We start from the raw sequence: 6553 nt of genomic DNA on the forward strand, positions 1-6553 counted from the left end.
ATTTATATCACTAAGCTGAGTAGCCGACATTGTCTGATGTCCGCCACCGCCGAGTTTTTCCATAATAATCTGCACATTTACAGCACCAAAGCTTCGTGCGGAAATGCAGATTTTTCCGCCGCTTTCGAAAATTACGAATGATGCCTTTACATTTTCAAGTGTTAATAGTTCGTCTGCCGCCTGAGCCGAGGCAAGTCTAACATCGCCGTCAGCACCCTTTGCAACAGAAATTGCACAATTTTTGTATATTTTAGCGTCACAAACGATACTTACCTTTTCACGATAGGTTTCAATAGAATCGGAGAACATCTGCTTTACATTGATAGTAGTTGCACCTCGTCTTCTCAGATATGCCGCCGCCTCAAAGGTTCTTACACCTGTTTTTAAGACAAAATTCTTGGTATCAAGCATAATGCCCGCAAGTAATGCGTCCGCCTGAGCGTATCCGATAGCCTTTTCATCAATGCAGCTGATAATTTCACTGCACATTTCGCAGGCGGAAGATGCGAACGGCTCATGGCAGAATACAAGAGCATTGTCTATATAATTAACTGCTCTACGGTGGTGGTCAATGACAATAACCTTCTTACACTCATCATAAAGCTCAGGTCTTTCAAGTGAATTTCTGAGATGTGTATCAACGATAAGAAGCAAGGTTTTTTGTGTAACCTGATTCATTGCCTCCTGCGGAGTAATAAAAATGTCTTTGCCTATGTTCTTCTCTGCATAGTCAATCAGCTTTTCAGCCATTGTTTTAGTTTTATCAATAACAATCTTTGAATAAAGATTGAACGATTTTTCCATAACAGACTGCATACCGATAGCCGCACCAACGCAGTCGAGGTCAGAAAAGCGGTGTCCCATAATAAGGACTTTGTCGCAGTCATTGATAGTACGCTTGATTGCATTTGCAATAACACGCATACGCACCTTGCTTACCTTTTCAGAAGTAGCGGCTGTACCACCGAAGAATTCGTAAACATTGTTGCTTATGATTGCAACCTGATCGCCGCCTCTGCCGAGTGCCATTTCAAGTGCTTTTCGTGCATTGGTTTCACTGTCTTTAAGCGAATAAATTCCTCTGCACAAACCGATTGATACGGTAGCGGAGTGCTGACCTGCTTTGATAGAATGAATTTCCTGCAAAATAGGGAATTTCTGCTCTACAAGCTTGTCAACATCGGTTTCCTTGAAGATAATCATATAACGATTACTGCCGATTATCTTGAAAAGTGCGTTGTATTCATTTGCCCATCTCTGCAAAAATGACTGAACATTCAGTGAAACCTCAGAGTAAATTTCATCGGATTCGTTTGAGAAATCGTCACTGTTGTCAAAGGTAATGATTGCAACGCAAGGGCGTGTAGCGTGGTACTCACGCATAATCTGCTTATAATATGTATTTTCTATAAAATAACAGACATAGCCGTCATTTGTAGAAATTGCGAATGCGACAAATTCATTGCCGTTGCATGCCGTTTCAAAGGTGTCGTGGTCAGCTACTGCGGTTATCTTTTTGTCACCTATGTAAGGCGAAATTATATCGCCCTCAGGGTTTTTGCCGTTGCAGAACTGCTTGCGAAATCTCGTGTTGCTCCATATAATCTCGCCGTCTGTGCCAAGCACAGTGACGGGAATTTTGTATTTGTCGAGAAATTCGGGATTGAAGCCGTTGATTTTCTCGGCGGTACTGCGAACAGTTGTGGTTATATAGTTACGAAAGCGAAGGGTTGAAAGCACGACTATACCGGCGGTGACAACCGAAACTGCAATTTCAATGTAGCACAGCATTGGGTCATAACCGTATGAAGCAAAAGCCATTGCGAGCATCGCAACCGAGAAAATAATGAATGTCGGCATAGTTGTAAACTTTTTTCTTTTCAATTCAAACCCTTCCTTTCGTAGATTTTTTAACTTAAACTTCCTGTAAAATTGGAAGAATCATAGGTGTTCTGCGTGTTTTCTGAGAAATGTGCTTAGAAACATCGTCTTTAATTCTGTTCTTAATAATACCCCACTCGTGAATATTATTGTCGGCACAATCTTCAAGAATATTTGCGGCAATCTGTCTTACCTCATCAAGAAGTCCTTCGCTCTCACGAACATAAACAAAACCTCTTGATACAATGTCAGGACCGCTGATAACATGACCGTCATATACATCAAGGGAAGCAACGATAATAATAAGACCGTCCTGTCCCAAATGCTTTCTGTCACGAAGTACGATGCTACCTACATCGCCAACACCGAGTCCGTCAACAAATACCTTGCCGGCAGGCACAGCAGGAAGCTCCTTCATATAGTTTTCGTTTATTTCAATGCAACTGCCTACATCACCGATATAGATGTTTTTCTTTTCCATTCCGAGGAACATTGCAAGGTCAGCGTGCTTTCTGAGGTGCTTTTGCTCGCCGTGAACAGGAATGAAATACTTAGGCTTAACAAGCTTATGAATAATTTTAAGCTCCTCTTGACAAGCATGTCCGGACACATGAACTTCATACATTGACTCATAAACAACCTTACAGGCCTTTTTGAGAAGCTCATCAACAACATTGCCGACTGTTTTTTCGTTGCCCGGAATCGGATTTGCGGAAATGATGATAAAATCACCCTCACCAACCATAACCTTTCTATGGTCAGAGTATGCCATTCTTGACAAAGCACTCATCGGCTCACCCTGACTGCCTGTAGTAACAAGCACAATTTGCTCTCTTGGGTATCTGTCGAGCATATCAAGGTCAATTAAAATATTCTCCGGCACGCTCAAATAGCCAAGCTCACTTGCAACTGCCATATAGTTTACCATACTTCTGCCTGAGAAAGCGACCTTTCTGCCGTATTTCTCGGCACAATTTATAATCTGCTGAACTCGGTTTACATTTGAAGCAAAGGTAGCAATAATAATTCTGTCATGCTCGGCTCTTCTGAAAAGATTGTCAAAGCTGTCGGAAACTGTTCTTTCAGTCTGAGTGTATCCGGGACGCTCTGCGTTTGTACTCTCGGCAAGGAGTGCGAGAACACCCTCATCGCCTACTCTGGCAAACGCTGACAAATCAATCATATCACCTGTGATAGGTGTGCAGTCGATTTTAAAGTCACCTGTATGAACAATAGTGCCGGCAGGTGTGCGGATTGCAAATGCTACCGCATCAGGAATTGAATGGTTTACATGAATAAACTCCACGCTCATACAGCCAAGCTTTATGGTTTCGCCTGCGTTTACTCTGTTTAGGCTCGACTCATTATAAAGGCTGTGCTCCTTGAGCTTATTGCCGACAAGACCAAGAGTAAGTGAAGTGCCATAAATCGGAATGTTGACTCTGCCAAGTAAAAACGGCAAACCGCCAATGTGATCCTCATGACCGTGAGTAAGCACAATACCTCTGATTTTGTCCTGATTCTGCTCAATATAAGTAAAATCAGGAATAACAAGGTCAACACCGAGCATATCACCATCCGGGAAAGCCATACCGCAGTCAACAAGAATAATATCGTTCTCACACTCAATCATTGTAATGTTCTTGCCGATTTCGTTAAGACCACCGAGAAATGCAATTTTTACCGAAGGTTTATTCTTAACCAGTCTTGACTGCTTCTGATAAGGCTTTTTACGGTAATTCTTTGTATATTTAAAGTTTTTAGTTTTATTAAAAGAATCCGCTTCTCCTTTTCCCTGTCCCGGCTTGTAGGAATTTCCTCCGTAATTTTTTTTGCCCTTTGAGTACTTACTGTAGTTATTGTTCTTTCTTCTGTTATCGTACTTGAATTCTGTACTCACAAATTTACCTCCATATTCATAAATTTTATTAAAATTAACATTTCACACAATACAGGCATAATATTCCTTTTGTATGTATTACGCACAATAGCCTGCGTTTTAAGTAAAAAACAAAGCCCTGATACATAACGGTCATATCAGTAAATGAAACATTAATAATATATACTGTATAATATATTTAAAATCTGTAATTCCATACAGATTAAATCCTAATTGTAATCTTCTTTATTGTACAGCAAATCAAAGAGTAATGTCAAGCATGTTAAAGAATTAAAGTCAAATTTTATGATTACAGTTTGGTAAACTTTCCGTTAATTTCCATTTTAGTATGTGCATTTATGAAAGCAAATTACTAAAAATATGCAAGATTTCAAAAATAATAATTATTATTTAATAAATTCAGTTCATAATAACTTTAAAATGAAAAAATAAACATAAAATATGGTTGCATTTGGTGATTTTGCGTATTATAATATAGGTTGAACATCAGCTAAGGAGAATTGCAAATGAAACAAGTTGAAATTTTTACAGATGGTGCTTGCAGCGGCAATCCGGGACCCGGTGGCTGGGGTGCGATATTACGATATAATGAGCACGAAAAGGAAATCTCGGGTGGAGAAGCTGTCACTACAAATAACCGAATGGAAATTAGTGCCGTAATTGGTGCACTTTCTCTTCTTAAAGAGCCATGCAATGTAACTCTGTACAGCGATTCTCAATATGTTTGCAACGCATTGAAGCTCGGCTGGGCTAAAAAATGGAAAGCAAACGGTTGGATGAGAAACAAAAAGGAAAAAGCACTTAATCCTGAACTTTGGGACAAGCTTCTTTCCCTTTGTGACATTCACAATGTTGATGTTGTATGGGTAAAAGGCCACGCTGGCCACCCTGAAAACGAACGCTGTGACCGCTTGGCAGTTGCCGAGGCACACAAGTTTTCAAAAGGCTGAGTGACCGACTTTTTATATAGATATAGATTGGAGATTAATAAGTATGAGATATATTTATGCAGACAACTCCGCTACAACAGCTATATCGCCTACTGTGCTTGAAAAAATGATGCCTGTACTCACCGAGTACTACGGCAACCCGTCAAGCCTTTACAGAATCGGCGGTAAAGCCAAGGAAATTCTTGAAAATTCAAGAGAAAACATTGCCAAAAACCTTGGTGCGGCTAATGCAAATGAGATATACTTTACCTCAGGCGGCAGTGAATCTGATAACTGGGCATTAAAGGGCGTATGCAGAGCTCTTAAAGCTAAGGGCAAAAAGCATATTATTACTTCTAAGTTTGAGCATCACGCTATTCTTCACACCTGCCAGACTCTTGAAAAAGAGGGCTTTGAGGTAACTTACCTTGATGTGTATGAAAACGGTATTGTTCATCCTGAAGATGTAGAAAACGCAATCAGAGAGGATACAGCTATTGTATCTATTATGTACGCAAACAATGAAATCGGTACAATCCAGCCAATTACCGAAATCGGTGCTATTTGCAGAAAACATCATGTAATTTTCCATACCGACGCTGTTCAGGCTGCCGGCTATGTAAAAATAAATGTTCAGGAGCAGAATATTGATATGCTTTCAATGACTGCTCATAAATTACACGGTCCTAAGGGCATTGGACTTCTCTATGTTAAAAGAGGTATCAGATTAGAGAATTTAATTGACGGCGGTGCTCAGGAAAGAAATAAAAGAGCCGGTACAGAAAATGTTGCCGGAGTAGTTGGTCTTGACGCAGCTCTTCAGGAAGCTGTTGACACAATGGATGAAAGAAGAGAACATCTTGAAAAACTGCGTGACAGACTTATTGACGGACTTCTCAAAATTGAACGCTCAAGAGTAAACGGTGACAGAGTTCATCGTCTGCCGGGTAATGTTAATATGTGCTTTGAGGGCATTGAGGGTGAAAGCCTGCTTTTAAGACTTGATATGAACGGAATTTCGGCTTCTTCAGGCTCTGCTTGTACTTCAGGCAGCCTTGACCCAAGCCATGTTCTTCTTGCAATCGGTCTTCCTCACGAAATTGCACACGGCAGTATGCGTCTTTCATTCTCAGCAGAGCTTACAGATGAAGATGTTGACTATATGCTCGAGGTTATCCCTCAGATTGTAACATACCTGAGAAATATGTCACCTCTCTGGGAAAAAATTAAAAAGCAAGAGGCTCAAGAAGCTCTTAATAAATAATCAGGAGGCTTAGATATGGCTTATTCAGAAAAGGTAATGGACCACTTTGCCAACCCAAGAAATGTTGGCGAAATTCCTGATGCTGACGGCATCGGTGAAGTAGGCAACTCAAAATGTGGCGACATTATGAAAATGTATATCAAGGTTGAGGACAACAGAATTGTAGATGTTAAGTTCAAAACCTTTGGCTGCGGTGCTGCTATTGCAACAAGCAGTATGGCAACTGAGCTTATCAAGGGAAAAACCATTGATGAAGCTTTAAAGCTTACAAACAAGGCAGTTATGGAGGCTCTTGACGGACTTCCGCCAGTAAAGGTGCACTGTTCTGTTCTTGCTGAGCAGGCAATCAAAGCTGCACTTGCTGATTACTACAAGAAAAACGGCATTGACCCTACTCCAATCGTAGGTGACATCGGCGACTGTGACGATTGTCATTGCCACTAATCAAAATTTTGGGACAGGCTTAAAAACCTGTCCTTTTTTGTTGTTTTTATCAAAGGGGTGGGGAAATTATGGTTTAGCGGATTTAGGCTTCCCCTCGAGGGGAAGCTGTCACGCAAGTGACTGATGAGGTGTTGA

The 6553-nt window shown here is 40.7% G+C and carries 5 protein-coding genes; 3 read left to right on the forward strand and 2 right to left on the reverse strand.

All coding sequences use genetic code 11. The annotated features are described in order from the left end of the window. A partial coding sequence (locus ACJMMI_RS06475; RefSeq protein WP_405354390.1) for a DHH family phosphoesterase occupies positions 1-1884 on the reverse strand: 1884 nt, incomplete at its 3' end. A gap of 31 nt (positions 1885-1915) precedes the next feature. Further along, entirely contained in the window at positions 1916-3781 is a 1866-nt protein-coding gene (locus tag ACJMMI_RS06480; protein ID WP_405354391.1) for a ribonuclease J, read from the reverse strand. A 506-nt stretch (positions 3782-4287) separates the two neighbouring features. On the opposite strand from ACJMMI_RS06480, the gene rnhA reads away from it, so the two are divergent. From rnhA to nifU, 3 genes are read left to right on the forward strand one after another with little or no spacing between them, the layout of a single operon-like run. Next, positions 4288-4731 (forward strand): ribonuclease HI, encoded by a 444-nt coding sequence (gene rnhA / locus ACJMMI_RS06485; protein WP_405354392.1) that lies wholly within the window; start codon positions 4288-4290, stop codon positions 4729-4731. 43 nt (positions 4732-4774) lie between these two features. Then, entirely contained in the window at positions 4775-5974 is a 1200-nt protein-coding gene (gene nifS, locus ACJMMI_RS06490; RefSeq protein WP_405354393.1) for a cysteine desulfurase NifS, read from the forward strand. Between the two features lie 15 nt (positions 5975-5989). Next, complete coding sequence (gene nifU / locus ACJMMI_RS06495; RefSeq protein ID WP_405354394.1) at positions 5990-6418, forward strand: Fe-S cluster assembly scaffold protein NifU; 429 nt, start codon at positions 5990-5992, stop codon at positions 6416-6418. Positions 6419-6553: the final 135 nt, after the last annotated feature.

The sequence above is a fragment of the Ruminococcus sp. genome, assembly GCF_045129435.1.
Lineage (GTDB): Bacteria > Bacillota > Clostridia > Oscillospirales > Acutalibacteraceae > Ruminococcoides.